Origin of the sequence: Salinimicrobium gaetbulicola (genome assembly GCF_042676025.1) — a bacterium.
Taxonomy (GTDB): domain Bacteria; phylum Bacteroidota; class Bacteroidia; order Flavobacteriales; family Flavobacteriaceae; genus Salinimicrobium; species Salinimicrobium gaetbulicola.
In genome coordinates, this window is sequence record NZ_JBHTJP010000032.1 from 299,621 (window position 1) to 319,206 (window position 19,586).

Here is a 19,586-nt window from a genome sequence, read left to right on the forward strand (position 1 = left end):
TCTATGCAACTGTTCTATCATCCGGAAGTTTCCGAAGGAGACAAGGAAGTAGTATTCCCAAGAGAGGAAAGCAAGCATATCTTTAAGGTGCTTCGGAAGAAGGAAGGTGATCAACTTCATCTTACTAATGGTAAAGGGTGGATGTTTGTTACCGAGTTGATATCAGCCGGACCAAACAGTTGTGTCGCAAGGATACTTAGTTCGGAAAAAGAGGAACCTGCCCCTTATTTCCTGCACATGGCGGTGGCTCCAACCAAAATGAACGATCGTTTTGAGTGGTTCCTAGAGAAAGCAACTGAAATTGGGGTTCAGGAAATCACCCCTGTAATTTGCGATCACAGTGAACGCAAGGTGGTTAAATTGAATCGATTTGAAAGGGTATTGCAAAGCGCCCTGAAACAATCTTTACACACCAGGTTTCCTGTGCTGAATGAGCCTCTTAGTTTTAAAGAGTTTCTTGAAAAAGATCATTTGGGGCAAAAATTCATTGCTCATTGTGAAGATGATGCCCACAAGAATTTGCTTTCAAAAAGATTGGAGAGTAAATCTCAAGCTACCATCTTGATTGGTCCCGAAGGTGATTTTTCTTCCGAAGAAATCAATCTGGCTAAAGAAAAAGGATGGGAGCCGGTAAGTTTAGGCCATAGCCGCCTACGGACAGAAACCGCAGCGATTGTCGCTTGCCACACCGCAGCCCTTATAAATGAAAGCGAATAAAACAAAACGGCTTTTAATTTCTTATTTTTAGCAAATGAATAGGGTCTTTTTATTCTTACTTCTATCTCTTTTCTCCTTGTCAGCAACAAGCCAGGAAATCGCTGTTCTTAAGTACAAGGGCGGCGGCGATTGGTATGGAAACCCTACAGCCCTACCAAATCTCATCGTCTTTTGCAATGAAAACATTTCAACTTCAATAGAAACAAAACCAGAAGTGGTTGAACCGGGAAGCATTGATATTTTCCAGTTTCCGTTCGTTCATATGACAGGTCACGGGAATGTCTTTTTTAACGAGGATGATGCCGAAAATCTGCGGAGATATCTCTTAAGCGGCGGTTTTCTTCATATTGATGACAATTACGGAATGGATCAATTCATTCGGCGAGAACTGAAAAAGGTTTTTCCGGAAAAAGAATTAACCGAACTCCCCCCCTCCCATCCAATTTTTAAAGCCGAATATTCTTTCCCTAAAGGATTGCCCAAGATACATGAACATGACGGTCAAAGACCACAGGCATTTGGAATTTTTGAGAACGGCCGGTTGGTGTGCTTATACACTTATGAAAGCGATCTGGGAGACGGATGGGAAAATGAACAGGTACATAACGACCCCCTGGAAGTACGATTAAAAGCGCTTCAAATGGGAGCAAACATCATTAAATACGCATTCGAAAATTGATACAGTCCACCCACGATAATTCAGGTTTTAAAGAAATGAAATTCCCCCTCACCCTTGTTCTGGATTCAGTGACGAGTCCTGCAAACCTTGGAAGTATTTTTCGGTTAGCCGATGCTTTCAATGTGGAAAGAATCATTTTCTGCGGGCCTACACCCCCAGACCTCGAGAGTAACCGGTTAAAAAGAACGGCCAGGTCTACCATAACTTCTGTTTCACACGATTATAAAGAAGATATTCTGGAAACCTGCAAACAACTAACTCAGGAAGATTACCGACTGTTTTCCCTTGAAATTGCTTCCGGCAGTAAAGCCATTAACAGCCTTAGTTATTCAGGTTTTAAAAAGGTCGCATTGATCCTAGGAAATGAAAATGCGGGAATACAGGAAGAAGTTTTGAAAATTTCAGATCTTAAACTCCATATTAACATGTTTGGAAAGAACAGCAGTATGAATGTGGCGCAGGCAACAGGGATCGCCCTTTTTGAAATAACAAAAAGCCTGCAACCAATTGCTGAGAATTAATATATTTACTTCGTGAACGAAAAACAATTATCCTACGGAATTTTAAGAGCTATTGCTATTTTATTGGGAACAGCATTTTTGCTGTATTTCCTTTATGAGATACAATCGGTTCTTATTTATATCGCAATCGCGGGAGTTATCTCGTTAATTGGTCGCCCGGTCGTGATCTTCCTTCGCAATCGCTTGAAAATTCCGAATAAGATTGCAGTGGTAATTGTACTTTTGTTAGTGGTCTTTATGTTCATCGGACTAATAACCATCTTCATACCTATCGTTGTAGAGCAAAGCAAAAACCTTGGACAAATAGATATGGATGCCTTTACCCGTGATCTAAATGAGTTGAACACGCAGATCAACAATTATCTGGGGGTGGAAGAAATCGATATTATTGAAGGTATCAAACAAACAGAATTTGTCAGAAACTTTGATATCACCACGATCCCAAGATATCTGAATCACTTCTTCGGAATATTAGGTGCAGCGGCGATTGCCGTTTTCTCTATTATCTTTATCTCTTTCTTTTTCTTAAAGGACAGCAAATTAATGCTGAACAGTATTCTGGTTTTTGCGAACCAGGGGCATGAAGATAAGTTCCAAAGGGTTTTCAACAAAATTAAGGTCCTGCTATCCCGTTATTTCGTCGGGTTAACGCTGCAAATCACTGTACTCTTTGTGCTTTACAGTATCCTGCTATCCATCTTTGAAATCGACAACCCCATAGCGATCGCATTCATTTGCGCATTCCTGAACATTATTCCATACCTGGGCCCAATAATCGCAGGAATCCTGGTTTCTCTTTTTGTTATCTCCAGTAATCTAGGAGCAGACTTTCAGACCATTATCCTGCCGCAACTCATCTATGTGATGTCTGGATACATAATTTGTCAGTTGATCGATAATTTCGTGAACCAGCCATTAATATTCGGTGCGAGCGTTCGGTCTCATCCATTAGAGATCTTCCTTGTAATTCTAACTGCAGGTCTCCTTTCCGGAATCACAGGAATGATCGTGGCTGTGCCGTTCTATACTGCCATAAAAGTGATCGCCAAGGAATCGTTGAGCGAATACAAGATCGTAAAACGCTTAACAAGGGATCTCTAAGTTGAATAAAGCACTTCTACATAAAGAAGTACAGGATTTCCTGGAGACGAACTACAAAGAGGAGATTTCAAAAATACTTTTTAAAGGAAGTCCTTTTCCAGAGGTCACTCCTCAGGAACTCGGTATCCAGTTAAGTGGAAAAAAGAAGGTTGAAAAGAAACTGCCCACCTGGTTTAATACCCGTGGGATCATTTACTCTCCAACGCTGAATCTTGAGCAGACTTCTTCTGAAAAAACAGCTGATTACAAGGCTTCATTGATCAGCGGAAACTCTATAGTGGATGTTACCGGCGGCTTCGGAATTGATTCCTATTTTTTCTCGAAACGTTTTGAAAAGGTAGTGCATTGTGAACTCAATGAGGAACTTTCAGAAATAGCGTCTCATAATTTCGAGGTTTTAGAAAGACCAAATGTTCAGAATTTTTGCGGTAATGGAATTGAGTTTATAAAGAACTCTTCGGAAAAATTTGACTGGATCTATATTGATCCTTCCAGAAGGGATGACGCCGGTGGCCGTGTTTTTCATTTGTCCGATTGTCTCCCCAATGTTCCTGAACATCTCAACATGCTTTGGGAAAACACAGATAATATACTCATTAAAACCTCTCCTCTCCTCGACATTACAGCAGGGATAAGGGAGTTGGAAAATATTGCGGAAATTCATGTTGTAGCCGTAGAAAATGATGTCAAGGAACTTTTATGGATTTTAAAGAAGGATGCTTCCCAAGAAATAAAGATCAAAACGATCAATTTCAGAAAAAGCGGGGATCAGGTATATGAAAACAGGCTTCAAAAAGCCACTCAGCCGGCTTTGAGTCAACCTTTGAGGTTTTTGTACGAACCTAATGCCGCATTGATGAAGAGCGCGCTATACGACCAATTGGCTAGCGAACTTGACCTATTCAAATTACACCCCCATACACATCTTTACACTTCTTCTCAGATTACAGATTATCCCGGAAGGCGATTTGAGATCATTGAAACTATCCCTTTCAAAAAGAAAAGGATCAAGGCTGCACTAACAGTCAAAAAAGCACATATAGCCACCAGGAATTTTCCCGAAAGTGTAGCCACTTTACGCAAACAATTTAAACTGAAGGACGGTGGTGAAAATTACCTTTTCTTCACAACTTCATTAAATGACGAGAAGATCTTGTTGATGTGTGAAAAGGTATCAAACTAACCGCGATCTCTAACTCAAACTAGAAACAAGTATATGGTCTGGATCAAAAAAAAAGCCCTTCACTTTCGTGAAGGGCTTTAATTGGTCGGGGTGGCAGGAATATCTCCCTGCGGTCGGTGATCCTGATTTTGATGTTGCTCATCAAAATCCAACCAGGCTTCGCCCTTTGTCTTTTTTGTTTGTTTCGAATCCCGAAGTAAACTTCGATTTTCTCCAAACGAAAAAAATCCAACCACTTTGTGTGATTGGATTTTAATAGTCGGGGTGGCAGGATTCGAACCTGCGGCCTCCTGCTCCCAAAGCAGGCGCGATAACCGGGCTACGCTACACCCCGAAAACAACAATCGTTGTTTTGCTAGCGGAGAGTGTGAGATTCGAACTCACGCGACAATTGCTCGTCGACAGTTTAGCAAACTGCTCCATTAACCACTCTGGCAACTCTCCTTTAAAAATATATGAACTTGCAAATATTTTGCGGTTGCAAATCTATGCTATCTCATAGTTCTATGCAAGCCTTTTTTAGGTTTTTTCCTGCACTTTCGGCCAAGATATTTTGCATCAGTTCATTAGAAAAATAAAAAAAATGAATAACCATAGGATCCTAGTTTTCTTCGGAAAAAACCCTGCACATTTGAACTTTTACAGATATCCTATTAATTCCTAAAATATTCCTTAAAAAACAGGGCTTTCCGAAGCGAATAAATACGAATTAATTATCTTAGAAAGTAATTCTTAAATCTAACCACTATGTCCCTTCTACCTGAGAATCTAGTTCGCTATCAGAAATTTTTGAGCTTTATGCTTAAATATTGGAACAGTGATCTTTTGAACGATACTACTTCGCAGGCGATGGATGAAGAAACGGTTAGTTCATTTTCCGAATACGATCAAAGTCCTGAAGAATTGGTGGAAGATCTAAAGCAAATGGGGCCAACCTACATCAAATTAGGCCAATTGCTCTCTACAAGACCCGATCTTTTACCAGATCGTTATTTAAAGGCCCTGGCAAGCCTGCAGGATGATCTCCCTCCTATTCCTTATGAAGAAGTAAGAGAGATCGTGGAATACGAGATAGGAACAAAAATTTCAAAGGCTTTTAATTCTTTTGATGAGGATCCTGTTGCAAGTGCTTCCATTGGACAGGTTCATAAAGCGGAATTAAGATCTGGTAAACAAGTTGCCGTGAAAGTTCAAAGACCGGGAATCAGAAAAAAATTTCTGGATGACCTTAAAACCCTGGAAGAAGTAGCCGCGCTAGCCGTAAAGCATACCCAAATCGGGAAACAATACGGTTTCGATGATGTCTTCGCCGAACTGAAACGGATTATGCTCCAGGAACTGGATTACCTAAGAGAAGCGAGTAATCTTGTCACTTTAGGAACAAATTTGAAAGAATACAGACGCCTGATCGTACCACAACCTATTCCCGATTATACGACTTCTAAAGTGCTAACCATGGAGTATGTAAAAGGTAAAAAGATCACCTCGGTTTCTCCTTTGAAAAAGACAGAGAACGATTATACTCCCCTGGTAGATGAATTGGTACATGCTTATTTAAAACAAATTGTGTCTGATGGTTTTGTACATGCAGATCCTCATCCGGGAAATATACATCTTTTAGAAAATGATAAGATCGCGCTCATGGATCTTGGAATGGTGGCAAAGTTTTCAAATAAAATGCAGGATTTTCTTTTACGTTTATTGCTGGCATTAAGTAAGAATGACGGGGAAGAGATCGCTGATATTTTACTGGAGATGAGTGAGCAACAAAAAGATTTTTCTGAAAGCGCTTTTCGGAAGGACATCTCTGTTATTGTAGAAAACAATCGCAATAGTACAGCCAAAGACCTTCAAACGGGGCGTTTACTTATTCAAATGAACCGCAGTGCCGCTAAAAATGGCATTTATCTACCGGTTGATGTGAATATACTCGGAAAGATACTATTAAATATGGATCAGATAATCGCTTTTCTAGCCCCTGAATACGACCTGCAAGAGGCTGTAAGGAAATATATGGATAAGCTCGTTCAAAATAAGATGATCAAAGAATTGGCTCCTGAAGAGCTTTTTAGTGTATTACTGGAATCAAAAAATCTATTGGAGCATTTGCCTTCAAGATTCAATAAGATCTCAGAAAACCTTGCAAACAATGAGTTTAAGGTGATTGTCGACGCGATTGATGAAAAACGATTTACAGATGGTTTTCAGAAAGTAGCCAATAGGATTACATTAGGGCTTATCATAGCTTCCATGATAATAGGAGCCGCTATGCTAATGAGCATCCCTTCCTCGTTTACCATTTTTGGGTATCCCGGCCTTGCCATCCTGTTCTTTTTGCTTGCAGCGTTTGGTGGAGTTTATTTGAGCTATACGATCCTTTTCAAGGACGAATGATCAAAATTGTTTGCTCACCCGTAACCCGACTCCCAGATTTGAAGTTTCATTTAAATCAATGTCGACTCCTACAAGAAGGTCCACATCAACTACATCTTCTAAAAGTTTAGTGTTCAAAAATGTGGAAATAATCTGTTCCTGGGGTTTATCTGTTCCGCCCTTAGCACCATAATTCTCCCTGAAGCTTAATAGAAATTTATAAGGGTACATATAAGCTAAAGTACCTTTCAAACCAATATGATGAACCCTTATGCTGTTATGTTCAATTCTGAATCTATCTTCATCAAGCATAAAAAACGGAGCTCCAAGGATCTTTTTTTGATAGGTCCACCCTGACCTATATAGATTATTATTGAAATAATTATCCTTGCCATCTCCGGTTGGAGTATTCTTACTTTGATCACGCGTATAATAGAACTCATACATGAATGCTTCCACCATTTTGAAATCATCGTCCTGATCTTCAATATAGACACCATAACGACCATCTGGGGTATTGCCAAGAACTCTTCCGGAATTATCTTCGAAGAGCGTATTATAGATCAATTTTACATCATAATGAGAAAAGGAAGTATTCAAGTATACTTCATAACTCCCCAGATGATTTCCAAGGGCGTTAGCCTCCTGTCCCTGCACATCATCCCTGCCTTCTTTTCCCACAAAAACATTCAGGTAGTCATGAAATGTCTGGGGCAATTGTCCATAATCGGGAGAAGATCCTCCCCACTGGGCAAAATGCTGTAGTCCCACGATCAATTCCCAGTTCCTTATCTTATTAAAAACTAAGTAAAAACTCTTATGATGCACCTTCACGTTCTCAACGTAGCGTTCCTCATCTAATAAATATTCTTCCCAACTGGCTTTAAATCCCAAACCACCTTCTTTCCATAGCACAATAGGTCTTTTAATCTTAAACCCCACTCCCGGCATAGGACCGGTATTCAAAGACCATAAAATATTCTCATTGGTTGCGCTTAAACCTGAATACAGTTCTTCACGCTGCATTTTCCCAATAAAGACAGATATTTTCTCATTTTCGAAGTTCAGGAAATATTCATCTAATTGAAATTTATCATCATACCCATCCTGATAAAATCCACCAATTCCCCCAGTAAAAGATTTATTGGAATTAATGCTGTATTTCGCAATAGTATTGATCCAACCGCTCAAATGGGTGGTTTGATCCACACGGCCTCTTTGGTTGCTATAAAGCCAGAATGGCGATGATTCTTCGGAAAAATGCACACCCTGAACACTGATATCAGCCGAATATTCCATGTTCTGTGCATGCATAATCGGAAAGAGTATCAAAAAAAGCCAGGGTAAAATTCTCCTCATAGAGTTTAAAATAGTTAGATTTAGAGCAATAAAGTGGTTAACAGCCGTTATAGAATAATATATTCTGTAATTTTACATCCCAAAAATTATCATAAATAATGTTTTCCATTTTTAAGAAAAAATTCTTTCTTCAAGACCTTCTTGAAGGAGCAGTTGATATCCACAATCATATTTTACCAGGCATTGACGACGGCGCTTCAGAAATAAAAGATTCCCTTGCTCTTATTGACAAATTTGGAGAATTGGGAGTCAAAAATTTCATAGCTACTCCACATGTTATGAATGACTATTACCCCAATACTCCAGAGACAATCAATAATGCCCTCTCAAAACTTAAGGAGGCTCTTCATAACTCAGGTAAAAATGACATCAATATCAAAGCTGCAGCTGAATATATGATGGATCATTCTTTTATGGAATTAATGGAAAATGAGGATCTCCTTTGTCTAAATCAAAACCTGGTGTTGGTCGAGATGTCTTATTTCCAGCCACCCATTAACTTGAATGAGATATTATTTAAACTTCAAACCAAAAAATACAAACCTGTTTTAGCTCATCCTGAGCGATATGCTTACTTCCATTCTAAAAAGCTTGAAAAATACCATGAATTAAAACAACGTGGGTGTTCTTTTCAATTGAATATTTTAAGCCTGATAGGTCATTACGGGAGCAATATCCAGGAGGTTGCATTGATGCTTCTAGATAACGACATGATAGATTTTATTGGTTCAGACACCCATCAACTTCGTCATTTAGAAAAGCTTTCTACAGCAAAAATTTCAGAAAAGAGATTCAATACATTAAAACCTATTATTGAAAATACAAAACATGCATTTATGCCTGCTTTTTCCTCTTAAAAAATTTTTTTAGTCCCTTTTCTTCATCGACTCCATAACCATATCCGTAGCCATAGGCATAACCATATTTGGCTCCATATGAGAATTTCTTGTAATCAACATCATTTAAAACGACTGCCAAGCCTTTTAATTTACCCTGCTTTTTTAATTCAATTGGAAACTCTAATAATTTTTTCTCAGTGTACCCTGCCCTGGTTACATAAATGGTAGTATCGGCCTGGGGACTTATCAGTAAGGTATCTGTCACTATCATTGTCGGCGCTGTATCTACGATCACGTAATCATAACTTTCTTTCACCTGGTCGAGGAATTTCGTCATCCGATCATTCATGAACAATTCTGCCGGGTTTGGCGGAATAGCTCCTGAAAACACCACATCTACCGGAATATCATCCTGGCGTGTTGATAGTATAATATCACCAGGTTGTGTATCAAAATCATACAGAAAATCTGAAAGTCCCTTTGTTTCCAAAGTTTCCTCTGAGTATTTATGAAGCTTGGGATTCCTGATATCCCCACCAATCAGCAAGATCTTTTTACCTGTGCTCGCAAGGGTGCGGGCCAGGTTAAAGGAAACAAATGTCTTTCCTTCTCCTTTAATCGTCGAGGTGACAAAAATTACTTCGGCTTTTTCACGATTTCTGGATTGTACAAAGTATGCAAGATTGGTTCTTAATATTCGGAAGGATTCTGCCAGAGGAGATCTATCATTCACCTGAATCACTTCATTTTGATCACTTGCGACCCTTGGTATTTCTCCCAAGAAAGGAATCTGATCTGTAAGTGGTTGGAGATCTCCTTTGTGATGCACTTTTGTATCCAAAAAGTTTATGACGAAAACTACCAACAGGGGTATTAGAAAACCAATTACAGCTCCACCTGTCAAAATCACCCATGGTTTAGGATCTACCGGTTGGTTATAAGTAAATGCAGGATCAATCACTTTAGCAACAGGCGAAGTTGCAGCAAAGGAGATCGCAGATTCCTCACGTCGTTGAAGTAAAAATAAGTACAGCTGCTCTTTAATCTGCTGTTGTCGTTCTATACTTCTTATACCCTTTTCCAGCCCCGGAAAGGTACTGAACTGTCCATCAGCGCTTCTTTCCAGCTGATTTAACTCTCTTAACTGGATTTGAATAGACCTCTTGGTACTTTCTATATTTTCAAGTAAATTTTCTTTTAAAGCGTCTAATTCTTCAGTAATACCAATTATTACCGGGTTCTTTGGTGTAGAAGTCTTCAGATAGGCATTCCTTTCCAGTACCAAGGTGTTGTATTCTGAAATAAGAGAACTTATACCACCTTCAGATGTTCCCATGTTCGATGGTAGCAATCTATAAGGTTCAGCTGAATTCAGTGCATCCTTAAGAGCATCCAGGATCATCCTTTCAGTTTCCAATTTAAAAATCTCTCCTTCTGCCTGATAAGATTTGGACATATACTCTCCTGCACTACTGGAAACGTCCATAATTCGATTCTCCCTTTTAAAATCGGCTATTCCTCCCTCAACAGAATCAAGTTCCTGAGAAATGATTTCCAGCCGTTCCTGAATAAAAGCAGCCGTGTTTTCTGCTACCTGACGTTTATCGGCCACACCATCAGCATTAAAATGGAACATTAGGCTATTCAGGAAATCCTGTGATTTTGCCGGGACCGCTCCGTGAATAAACAATGTTAGGATATCATTTGCCTTACCTTTTGGGTAAATTGTCATTTTGTAAACCAGTTCATTTGCAACATACCTCAAAGGTTTTACCTGGATATTCAAAGTATTCTTTGTTCTAACCTCCTCTTTTCTGGGTTTAATTACAAATTTCAATCCGTTCAACTCAATAGGCTCTCCATAATTATGAACTTTCGAGTATTCAAGATCTTCTTCTACAAGAGTAAACGTGTCAGCCGTTTCGGGAGTCACATTAATATTTAGGTAAGATTCATGAACTACTTTCTCTGGAGATAAAAATTCGATTATTAAAGGTGAGTTCTTATATACCTCTACGGCGATAACGTTTCCTTCTTCAAAATACGATACATTGAGATCCAGTTCATCAACAACTTTTTCTACCAGCCGTTTAGACTTCAAGGTCTCTATCTGGTTATCTAAAGTATTCTCGGAAAAAGCTAAAACTGAAGCTCCCCCGGAAGGCAAAGCGCCTACAACATTATTCTTTTCATTGCTAAGTACCATCATAGAAGATTCTGTAGCAAATTCAGGAATGGTGTAGCGATTATATAAATATGCAATTGCTAAACCCAATAGACAGCCTAATACCAACCATTTCCAATGGGCCAGATATTTATAAATTTCAGCCTTTAAGTCGAAATTTGATTCTTTCTTTTCAGAAAATTCATTTAATTCTTCCATAAACTATCTTGTAAAAAGTACAACCAAGCCAAAAGCTGTAGTAACAATTGAGACAATGCCCTGCCAACTTGTGATAAATCCGGCTGATTTTACTTTTCTATATGTAGGTTCTACGTAGACAATATCGTTTTGTTTTAAATAATAGAAGGGGTTTTTAAAGACATCTGCACTGGTGAGATCAATTCTTCCGTAAGATAATTTCCCATTGTTGTCTCTAATTATAAGGATATTATCACGTTTTCCGTCATAAGTGACATCTCCGGCCATTGCAATGGCTTGCGGTACAGAAATACGTTCATCTGGTACATCTATCACACTACTTCCCGTTTCACCAAGAACGGTGATTTTAAAGTTTACAATGCGCACCCGCACTACCGCATCTGTGACATACTCTCTTAATTGGCGTGTGAGGTCTTCTTCTAATTGGCTTCTGGTTAAGCCTTCAACCTTGATCTTCCCTAAAACAGGAAATTGAATACTCCCATCCACATCTACTAAATAGCCTTGAAGTGAGGCATTATTATTTCCAGTATTCCCAGCGCCTGATCTATTTCCAATATCCATTCTAAAGGGTTCGACAACTTCATCATTTAATGAGGAAACATTGATGTTAAGCACATCGTTCACCTCAATTCTAGGTTCAAATTGCCTGATGGAATCAAAGCTTTTAATCCTATCAACATCCTGGAAATAGACAATCTCTTTACGGGAGGAACAACTTGCAAACAGCAGGAGGCTTAAAATAACATACAAGAATTTCTTCATAATGGTGAATTGGTAGCTAACTTTAAAGTAGGTTCTAACTTATTTTTTTCTGAGGTTCGACATTTGACGGCTCATTCTCGTTTAACGGCTCATCATCTAAACTTTTGGTTTTATCCAGTTTTTCGAAAGTTGAATTATTACTTCTAAATTCGGGTACAAGACTTTTTAATTCAGCTACTACTTTTTGAGCTTTTAACCTTTCTGCAGCACTTATGATTCCTTCAATAGAGTTTTTAATTTGCTCATAATTACCCGGGTGGTCCTGCGCGATCATAATTTTCTTATGATGCGTAGGAAGGGTTTTACTCTTGTCGCTCAGTAATTCTTCATATAATTTTTCACCCGGACGTAATCCTGTGATACGGATGCCAATATGTTTATTAGGAGTAAAACCTGCCAGTTTTATCATTTTTATAGCAAGATCCATAATTTTCACTGGTTCTCCCATATCAAAAATGAAAATCTCTCCTCCATTTCCCATAGCCCCTGCTTCCAGAACTAACTGGCAAGCTTCAGGTATGGTCATAAAATAGCGAATGATATCTGGATGGGTTATGGTTACCGGTCCTCCTTTTTCAATTTGCTTTCGGAATAACGGAACTACAGAACCGTTCGACCCAAGTACATTTCCGAAGCGGGTAGTGATAAATTTTGTCTTTATATCACTTCCGGAGTAACTGTGATAAAGAGATTGAACATACATTTCAGCCGCCCTTTTAGAGGCTCCCATCACGTTACTTGGATTTACGGCTTTATCTGTAGAGACCATTACAAAATGTCCCACATCATATTTCACTGCCAGGTCTGCCATATTCTTGGTTCCCTGAATATTTACAAATACCGCTTCGTGGGGATTCTCTTCCATCAAAGGAACATGTTTGTAAGCAGCAGCATGGTAGATCACATCAATTTTATACCTTTTGAAAAGGTGATCCAGTCTATTCCTGTTCCCTACATCACAAATTATACACTTGAAATTTAATTCCGGGAATTTTGCCTGGATTTCAAGACGAAGATTGTGTAAAGGAGTTTCAGCCTGATCCAATATCAACAGTTTCAGAGGCTGGTAATCTGCAACCTGCCTAACGATCTCACTTCCAATAGAACCTGCTCCCCCCGTAACTAAAATTGTTTTCCCGGTTAATTGCTGGCGTTTATTCTCTTTATTGAGTTGGATGGGCTCTCTATCCAAAAGATCCTCAATCTGGAGGGATTTTACCTTATTCGATAATGTAGCCTCATCTTCGTAATTGGAAACAATTGGCGCATTATAGACCTGAATATTATGTTCAAGGCAATCTTCAACAATAGAGAATTTTTCTTCCGCAGTAAGCGAATTTCCAGAAAGAATTAGCGCTGTGACGCCCAAGGAATCCAATTCCTTACTAACTTTCAATCCGTTATAAATCACCGGTTTATCAAGGATTCTCACATTTCCACGAGAACTATCATTGGTAATAAAACCTTTAATTTTAAACCGTTTGGGATGCTCAATTTCAAGTGCCCCGGCAATAGAGATTGCGTTCTCATCGGCTCCAAAAATAAATGCGTCTTGGAGATTTCCTTCTTCCTGGGTACGTTTAAAGTATTCATATACCTGCTTCACTGTTAGCCTAAAGAGAAACAGCATTGAGAATGATATCAGGAAATAAAATATGAGAGCAGCTACCAGATAAATTTTCTGTCCTATAATAGCGTAGGTAGTATAATTTATAAATAATAAGCTTAAAAAGGTACAGAAACAAGCCAGCATGATCTTTAAGGCATCCAAAAACGAGGAATGTCTTATAAGACCGGCATAAGTGTGAAATACAAAGAAATAAAGAATGTTCACGAAAACTACTAGGGACATTCTCACAGGCAGACTCAAAGTGTCATAAAACCGTTCCGTAAGGTCATTTAAGGCTATAACCGTGAGTACGGCTGATAGGATAATGATCGAGGTGTCGATCGCTAAAATAGACCAACGCGGAAGATACTTGATGTTTCTTATGTCAAGCTTATTCTCCTTTGCTAAGATCTGCTGTATAGCTGAATTAAATTTTCTTCCCATCCCTCCTATGTTTGTAGCCCTACTTTTTTCTGTTCAAAATAACCGTTTAAAGCTTTAAATATCCGGTCCTTTTCTTCCCTGGTCAGATTGGAACCTGATGGCAGGCAAAGACCTGATTCAAAAGCTCTCGAGGCTACATCTCCTCCATAATATGGTGCCTCTTTAAAAACCGGTTGCATATGCATAGGTTTCCAAAGCGGTCTACTTTCAATGTTCTCTTTTTCTAGGAAAACTCTTAAACTTTCCGCAGAAAATTCATTGTTTTCTGAAAACCGTATCACCGTAAGCCAATGATTGGAAAAGATCCCTTCCTCCGGCTCTGATAGTACTTTAACATTTTCTGAAGTTATAAAAAATTCTTTATAAAGGTCGTGCATAGCCCTTCGCTTCGCTACATGATCATCAAGAACTTCCATCTGACCCCTCCCTATTCCGGCACATATATTACTCATGCGATAATTATAACCAACCTCACTGTGCTGATAATGGGGTGCCTGATCTCTGGCCTGTGTAGCCAGGAAGATCGCTTTTCTTTTGACCTCAGGATCTTTGGACACTAAGGCTCCTCCTCCGGAAGTTGTAATTATTTTATTCCCATTAAAAGAAAGAATGGCAATATCACCAAAGGTTCCACACTTTCGTTCCTCATATGAACTTCCAAGAGCTTCGGCACTATCTTCTATTACAGGTATCTCATACCTAGTTGCAATCTCCTGAATTTCCTTTACTTTATAAGGCATTCCGTAGAGATGTACTGCTATGATCGCTTTGGGCTTTTTTCCTTTACTTAAACGATCTTTAATAGCTTCCTCTAAATAAAATGGACTAATATTCAAGGTGTCCTCCTCACTATCTACAAAAATGGGAGTTGCTCCCTGATAGACTATTGGATTGGCAGAGGCCGCAAAAGTGAGGCTTTGGCAAAGAACTTCATCCCCTTCTTCAACTCCCAATAGAATAAGAGCTAAGTGCAAAGCAGCGGTACCAGAGCTTAAGGCGGCTATTTCCCCCTTACCGTCCTGGAACAAATAATTTTTTATATCCTCCTCGAATCCGTTAACATTAGGACCTAAGGGAGCTATCCAATTTTGCTTGAATGCTTGATCTATATAAAATTGCTCTTTACCCCCCATATGTGGAGACGACAGCCATATTTTTGGTTGGTTCATTCCCATTAAAATCTTCTTTGAAAATTATAGATATTTTTCACTCTTCTTCCTCTTTTTAACAATTCGTGCAGGTACCCCATAAGCGACAGAACCGTCTTCAACATTTTTGTTGATCAATGCCCCTCCACCAATTACACAATGGTTCCCTATAGTTTTGCAATGAAGGATATTGGCTCCAATTCCTATAGCTGAACACTTTCCTATACTTACTCTTCCACCAGTTGTAACGCCTGGACTTAAGCTAGAGTAATTTCCGAGTGTAGAATCATGATCCAATGAAGATCGTGTCAATAATATACAGTGGTCGCCTACCCCGGAATTGTTATTTAGTATAACACCCGGCATTATTAACGAACCTTTACCAATCCTCACATTATTTCCTAAAATGACCGAAGGATGAATCGCATTTACAAATTGAAACTCGGGATACAAATTTTCGATCTCTTTCACCACTTTGCGCCGTGTAAAATTATCACCTATTGCCACTATGCCACCAATAAAATCATCATTGGCCAAGAGATCTTCAATGACCTCCAGGTAGCCCAGGATAGTGTATCCGGCAAACCGCTCCCCTTGAGAAAGGTTTTTATCCAATACACCCAGGATCTCATAAGTCTTAGACTGTTCAATAACATCTATTGTACAGCGACTTTGGTCTGAAGCTCCAATGACAACAATTCTCTTCATGGATTAGTTAAATAATCAATTATTGAATTTATTCGGTTAATTATTTCCGTTATATGGTTCTGTGGTTGCAACGTTATCCATATTTATACCTTCTGATTTAATAACTTTTAGAATGGTTTTTCTTATTATTTTAAGATCCAGAGAAAAGGAAATATTCTTCACATACCATACATCATATTCAAACTTCTTTTTCCAGCTTATAGCATTTCTACCGTTTACGGCAGCCCACCCTGTAATACCCGGCTTTACCTGATGTCTTTGTTTTTCAAAATCATTAAAGAGATCAAGATATTCCGGCAACAGAGGTCTTGGCCCAATTAAACTCATATCTCCTTTCAGAACATTTAATAATTGAGGAATCTCATCTAAAGAAGTCCGTCTAATAAATTTCCCTATCGGGGTTAATCTATCTGAATCTGGCAATAAAGTCCCATTTTCATCTTTTTCATTGGTCATCGTTTTAAATTTGATGATCTTAAATAATTCTCCATCCTTTCCCGGTCTAACCTGTAGGAAAAAAGGGTTTTCTTTATGCACTATAAAGAGTATTACAAAAACAAGGATGAATACCGGTAAAAACACAATAAGTGCTATAAACGCTACCGTTATATCCATGAGGGGCTTAAAAAACTTTTGATACACTATTAACGCTTTAAGACAAAACTAAGGGATTTCTTACGAAGCCCCCACGTAAAGTTTTGTTAAAAATTCTTACAGAAATTCAAGTTTACAACCTAATTTACAGAGGTTTATATTTTAGATTTATCGGGAAATAATGGGATCTATCTTATTCTTTCTGTGATGGTTCGGTCCTGATGTTTGAAGGCAAAATTATTTCCTGGAGACTCCAATATTATGTTAAGAGTGATTTTTGGTATGTTAATTAAACTTTAATCAAGAATTTCGAAATTCCCAATCTTAAGGAATTTCATCCCCTGGTTTAGTATTTTCAACTGATTTAACCTCTTTTATGCAGGATAAACTCCAAGTTCTTACTTTTTCCGAAATCCCCTAATAGGAAGTCAATAATCGCCTGCCATTGGACCCTGAAGTTTTGTTTACCGTAAGATAGTCCATGTCTGAAACCGGCTATTGATTTCAAAACAGTTTTGAAAAACAGGAATGTAAAGGCCATAAAAAACTTATTGTCTCTATAAAGTAAAAACAAATTACGCGTACTGTAATAGCTTCTCCACAGTGTTTCAGGGTTACCGAAAGAGGAACCTCTCCACCTGTACTCTGGCGAAAGATTACCTGCCTCTACATGATCTTTGATCCATTCTTCGGTATCTATCACTATACTAAACCCGTTATTTTGAACTCTTAAGCAAAAGTCAAGTTCCTCAAATCCGAAGAATAATTTTTCATCAGGTAAAATTTTATTCTTAACCACCTGGGAATTCACTATCATGGTATGTCCTCCCGGCACATAATCTACTCCCACTAAAGAAGCTTTTTTAAGCTGTTTGTTATTAAGTGACCTGATTCTGCCAGTTATTTTGTTTAGGTTTCCTCCTCTACCTCCAATTACGCCAATTGGATATTCCAGCTCATTGGAATGTCGTTCCATCTTTGAAAAAAGGTGCTCAAAGAAGGTATTATTTTTTGGAGGGTTATCATCATCACCCCAATAGATCCACTCAAATCCCTGAGATACCAGTTTTTCCAAACCAAATTTTGCCGCTCCTGCAGGACCTGAATTATAGCCTACTCTATAATACCCAAGGTTTGGATCTTCTAATTTCTTTATCAGGTTTTCCGTGTTTTCAGTTTCACTATTGTCGATTATCAGAATATATTCCGGAGGAAAACTTTGATTTTTTAAGTTCTGAATAGTGCACTTTAAAATTTCGGAGCGCTCATAGGTCATAATGAACGCACCAAAATATTTTGTCTTATTTGCCCCCTTATAATTCAATTATCCTAAAGATTTTGAAGTGCCGTCATTTCTTTGAACTCTTTCGATCTTTCCATCAGATCTTTATAACTACCAACCTCTTGAATCTTACCATTTTTAAGAATTACAATTTTATCGGCATTTTTTATAGTTGCTAAGCGGTGAGCAATAACTATTATGGTAAGACTCCCTTTTAATTTCTCAATATGTTGCTGAATAATGGCTTCGGTTTCCCCGTCAAGAGCAGATGTTGCCTCATCCATTAGTAAAAGATCGACTTCTTTATATAATTCTCTGGCAATCGCTAATCTTTGTTTTTGTCCTCCACTTAGATTAATCCCATTATTTCCGAGAAGAGTTTCTTCTTTCATTGAGAGTTCATTAATGAAGGAATCTATAGCCGCCTTTTTTACAGCGGTCTCATATCTTTTAAGATTTTCGGAGGTCTTCTCTGCCCAAAAGGTAACATTATTAAAAATGGTATCATTAAAGACATTAACATCCTGAGAAACATAACCTATCCGTGATTTTAAGGAAGATAAATTAAGATCTGTGAGAGCAGTCCCGTCAATTAAGACCTCACCTTTACTGGGTCGAAGTAATCCGGAGATAAGACCTATAAAAGTGGATTTTCCTGAACCACTCGGCCCAACTAAAGCTACTGTCTCATTTTTATCAATATTAAGGTCAATGTCATGAAGAACTTCTTTTCCGTCGTAATTGAAAGAAACCTTATTGAAGGAAATGGTTTTTTGAAGTCCTATAAAATTAAGGTTACCATTAATTTCTTTTCCGGCTTTTAATTCTTCGGAAAAATTTTCCATATTCTCCAAAGATCCCGAAACTCCCAGGAAGAAATTCCATTGTTCCTGAGTGCTCATAAAAAATGTCAATGCCCTGTATAAAAGGAGTAAGCTTAAGATAACAAGGCCGGCATCATTTGAAAAATAACCCACCTGTAGATAGATAGCTATGGCAATAATTAAAACCACAACAGGTTCCCGAAGTGCAGCAAGAAGGGAATCAATTATCCCGATACGCAATTGCAATCTTTCCAATACTTTCACCTTATTTTTGAGCATTCTTCCGAAGGCATCATTTAATCCGGTCGTTTTTAAATATTTAAAAAATGCCACTTTTTGGATAAGAAGATCCTGGAATGTGTGATTTTGAGAGGTTAGTTTCCTGGAAAAATATTTGGTTCTTTTATAAAGTTCCTTAAAAAGAAAATTGACGAGAATCCCTCCAGCAACCACCATGAAAGAAAACAAAGGATCGGCTATGAAAGCCATGATCACATACACCAGTACCAGCACTCCATATTGAAAAGACTTAAAATAATATCTCAATGCCGTATTCACTTTACTCACCTCCCCGGTGAAGGTATTTTGAATTCTACCAACATCTGCCTTAACGAAATGTTTAAACTCATACGAGTTCAAAAGATCAATGTTTGAGATCCTTAACCTACTCATAAAGTATTGCTGATATTTCACCCTGATATACCCTTCCAGAAATTTAGCAATCCCTTTTAAAGAAAAAAAGATTAAAATCAGGCCAAGAATATTGATCAAAGTAGGAAAAACCCCTAAATAGCTCACGACAAATTCACTTACGGGGTCTTCTCCCGAAGGATCGCCAGTTTCACCATTGGTCACCAACTTCAATAAGGGTAAAAACAATGCCAACCCAATTCCATCCAGAAGACCCACGAATAAACTAACGAAAAAAGTAATCCAGAGGCGGTACCCCAAATACTTGTAGAAATAAGAAAAATACCTGAATTTGTTTTTCACACGAACCTTTGTTTGGAGCTGTTGTTTCTCAAATCTACGAAATTACAGCAGATAACGATTTTCT

16 protein-coding genes and 2 tRNA genes are annotated in these 19,586 nt (G+C 38.3%); 7 read left to right on the forward strand and 11 right to left on the reverse strand.

Translation table 11 applies throughout. From position 1 onward, the window contains the following. Positions 1-3: 3 nt before the first annotated feature. From ACFQ1G_RS02865 to ACFQ1G_RS02885, 5 genes are read left to right on the forward strand one after another with little or no spacing between them, the layout of a single operon-like run. Complete coding sequence (locus tag ACFQ1G_RS02865; RefSeq protein WP_380736764.1) at positions 4-717, forward strand: 16S rRNA (uracil(1498)-N(3))-methyltransferase; 714 nt, start codon at positions 4-6, stop codon at positions 715-717. Between the two features lie 34 nt (positions 718-751). Further along, complete coding sequence (locus tag ACFQ1G_RS02870) at positions 752-1,396, forward strand: DUF4159 domain-containing protein (RefSeq protein ID WP_380736765.1); 645 nt, start codon at positions 752-754, stop codon at positions 1,394-1,396. 35 nt (positions 1,397-1,431) lie between these two features. After that, a complete protein-coding gene (locus ACFQ1G_RS02875) occupies positions 1,432-1,917 on the forward strand; it encodes a TrmH family RNA methyltransferase (protein ID WP_380736766.1) in 486 nt (161 codons plus the stop codon). A 12-nt stretch (positions 1,918-1,929) separates the two neighbouring features. Beyond that, positions 1,930-3,018 carry an AI-2E family transporter gene (locus ACFQ1G_RS02880; protein ID WP_380736767.1) on the forward strand — a complete coding sequence of 363 codons (1,089 nt, stop codon included), beginning with the start codon at positions 1,930-1,932 and terminating at the stop codon, positions 3,016-3,018. Between the two features lies 1 nt (position 3,019). Beyond that, positions 3,020-4,201 carry a class I SAM-dependent methyltransferase gene (locus ACFQ1G_RS02885; RefSeq protein ID WP_380736768.1) on the forward strand — a complete coding sequence of 394 codons (1,182 nt, stop codon included), beginning with the start codon at positions 3,020-3,022 and terminating at the stop codon, positions 4,199-4,201. A gap of 259 nt (positions 4,202-4,460) precedes the next feature. Here ACFQ1G_RS02885 and ACFQ1G_RS02890 read toward each other — a convergent pair. Together ACFQ1G_RS02890 and ACFQ1G_RS02895 are read right to left on the reverse strand one after the other, a co-directional pair. Beyond that, positions 4,461-4,535 (reverse strand) — tRNA-Pro (locus ACFQ1G_RS02890). Between the two features lie 25 nt (positions 4,536-4,560). Continuing rightward, positions 4,561-4,645 (reverse strand) — tRNA-Ser (locus tag ACFQ1G_RS02895). Positions 4,646-4,948: 303 nt separating this feature from the next. Between ACFQ1G_RS02895 and ACFQ1G_RS02900 the strand changes: the two genes are divergently transcribed. After that, positions 4,949-6,595, forward strand: a complete 1,647-nt coding sequence (locus ACFQ1G_RS02900) for an ABC1 kinase family protein (protein ID WP_380736769.1) — start codon at positions 4,949-4,951, stop codon at positions 6,593-6,595. Here ACFQ1G_RS02900 and ACFQ1G_RS02905 read toward each other — a convergent pair whose 3' ends face one another. Continuing rightward, a complete protein-coding gene (locus tag ACFQ1G_RS02905; protein WP_380736770.1) occupies positions 6,596-7,933 on the reverse strand; it encodes a capsule assembly Wzi family protein in 1,338 nt (445 codons plus the stop codon). 98 nt (positions 7,934-8,031) lie between these two features. Here ACFQ1G_RS02905 and ACFQ1G_RS02910 point away from each other — a divergent pair, with 98 nt between their 5' ends. Further along, positions 8,032-8,790: a tyrosine-protein phosphatase gene (locus tag ACFQ1G_RS02910; protein WP_380736771.1), complete on the forward strand. Its 759-nt coding sequence runs from the start codon at positions 8,032-8,034 to the stop codon at positions 8,788-8,790. Here the strand turns inward: ACFQ1G_RS02910 and ACFQ1G_RS02915 are convergent. From ACFQ1G_RS02915 to ACFQ1G_RS02950, 8 genes are all read right to left on the reverse strand, one after another. Next, positions 8,768-11,155, reverse strand: coding sequence for a GumC family protein (locus ACFQ1G_RS02915; protein WP_380736772.1), 2,388 nt, complete (start codon positions 11,153-11,155; stop codon positions 8,768-8,770). The genes ACFQ1G_RS02910 and ACFQ1G_RS02915 overlap by 23 nt on opposite strands. 3 nt (positions 11,156-11,158) lie before the next feature. After that, positions 11,159-11,920 carry a polysaccharide biosynthesis/export family protein gene (locus ACFQ1G_RS02920; RefSeq protein WP_380736773.1) on the reverse strand — a complete coding sequence of 254 codons (762 nt, stop codon included), beginning with the start codon at positions 11,918-11,920 and terminating at the stop codon, positions 11,159-11,161. A gap of 34 nt (positions 11,921-11,954) precedes the next feature. Next, the gene (locus tag ACFQ1G_RS02925) at positions 11,955-13,973 is read right to left on the reverse strand and encodes an SDR family NAD(P)-dependent oxidoreductase (RefSeq protein ID WP_380736774.1); all 2,019 of its coding nucleotides are present in this window, start codon (positions 13,971-13,973) and stop codon (positions 11,955-11,957) included. Between the two features lie 5 nt (positions 13,974-13,978). After that, a complete protein-coding gene (locus ACFQ1G_RS02930) occupies positions 13,979-15,142 on the reverse strand; it encodes a DegT/DnrJ/EryC1/StrS family aminotransferase (RefSeq protein ID WP_380738441.1) in 1,164 nt (387 codons plus the stop codon). Between the two features lie 24 nt (positions 15,143-15,166). Further along, positions 15,167-15,829, reverse strand: coding sequence for an acetyltransferase (locus ACFQ1G_RS02935; protein ID WP_380736775.1), 663 nt, complete (start codon positions 15,827-15,829; stop codon positions 15,167-15,169). A 36-nt stretch (positions 15,830-15,865) separates the two neighbouring features. Continuing rightward, positions 15,866-16,471 (reverse strand): sugar transferase, encoded by a 606-nt coding sequence (locus tag ACFQ1G_RS02940; RefSeq protein WP_380736776.1) that lies wholly within the window; start codon positions 16,469-16,471, stop codon positions 15,866-15,868. 316 nt (positions 16,472-16,787) lie between these two features. Beyond that, positions 16,788-17,747, reverse strand: a complete 960-nt coding sequence (locus ACFQ1G_RS02945) for a glycosyltransferase (protein WP_380736777.1) — start codon at positions 17,745-17,747, stop codon at positions 16,788-16,790. 5 nt (positions 17,748-17,752) lie between these two features. After that, positions 17,753-19,522 (reverse strand): ABC transporter ATP-binding protein, encoded by a 1,770-nt coding sequence (locus ACFQ1G_RS02950; protein WP_380736778.1) that lies wholly within the window; start codon positions 19,520-19,522, stop codon positions 17,753-17,755. Positions 19,523-19,586 lie beyond the last annotated feature (64 nt).